The sequence below is a fragment of the Rhodopirellula maiorica SM1 genome (genome assembly GCF_000346295.1).
Classification (GTDB): domain Bacteria; phylum Planctomycetota; class Planctomycetia; order Pirellulales; family Pirellulaceae; genus Novipirellula; species Novipirellula maiorica.
The window spans coordinates 1-983 of the sequence record NZ_ANOG01000351.1 but is presented as its reverse complement, the minus strand read 5'-3'; the positions used below and the strand labels follow the sequence as shown (position 1 = coordinate 983).

Sequence of the window (983 nt, the reverse complement as noted above, 5' to 3'; positions counted from 1 at the left end):
TGAAGCAAGACAAAAACGGCTTATCTAATCCGCAGGCTACAAATTTGATGCACGTTTTGATCGCGGAGCGATCAACGACATTGCGATCAACGACATTGGTCCCGGTGGTAGAGATACTCACCGGGTTGCAGCCTCGCCTTGCGGGGATTTTCTTCAATGTACCTCACCAGGTACTCGTATTGCGCGAGACTGCGGACTAAGTGATCGAACGGCTCCTGCTGCCAAAAGTGTCCTTTTTCACCGATGGTTTGATGAATGCGAAACGCAGTGAAATGGAGCCACGAATCAAACTGTTTTTCCATGGCGTCCTCATCGGGGAATGCCGCCAATAAATGCACATGATTGGGCATCACAATGAAGTCACCCAAGGCATAACGCTGCCCGGCAAAATGCATCAGTGCGTCTCCAACAATCTTTGCCAGCTCGGGTCGACGCAACAGGCAACGTCCTCGACAGGTGTCAAGAAAATCCTCGCGGCAACGATTAAAGTGCTTGCTAAACTCCGCATGGATTGATGCTTCGAGCGTCGCCAGGACATCGGACCAGTGTCGTGACTTCAGTAAACCGCGTCGATCGAGCCAATCATTTTTCTCGCGATCCCATCGTTGCATGACGCTCTTCGGAATCGAATCAATGCAGCGAAAGGTGGCAAACACGATTGCCCCGGACTGAGACCAGTGGGGTCGCAAGCGATCATGAACCAGCAACTCAGCCTTGGGGTTAAAAAACTCGCCCTGCATGTCACCCTCCATCGTCGTTGATCGCTCCCCCGATCACATCGTGAACCGAAAGAAAACGCCTATCTCATCCGCACCTAACCATTCTAACGCACGTTCAGATCGTCGTTGATCGCTCCCGCGATCATAACGTGAAGCGAGAAAAAACGGTCTATCCAGTCCGCAACCTACAACGTTGACCCACGTTTTGATCGTCGTTGATCGCTCCCGCGATCATAACGTGAAGCAAGAAAAAACGGCCTATCC

1 protein-coding gene is annotated in these 983 nt (G+C 51.6%); it reads right to left on the bottom strand.

Annotation, left to right across the window (positions count from 1 at the left end):
• Positions 1–86: 86 nt before the first annotated feature.
• Positions 87–740 (bottom strand): transposase, encoded by a 654-nt coding sequence (locus RMSM_RS11325; RefSeq protein WP_144057565.1) that lies wholly within the window; start codon positions 738–740, stop codon positions 87–89.
• Between the last annotated feature and the right edge of the window lie 243 nt (positions 741–983).

What these genes read in the sequence shown, in the direction of transcription:
- RMSM_RS11325 (WP_144057565.1), bottom strand. Translation starts at nt 740, where the DNA reads ATGCAGGGCGAGTTTTTTAACCCCAAGGCTGAGTTGCTGGTTCATGAT.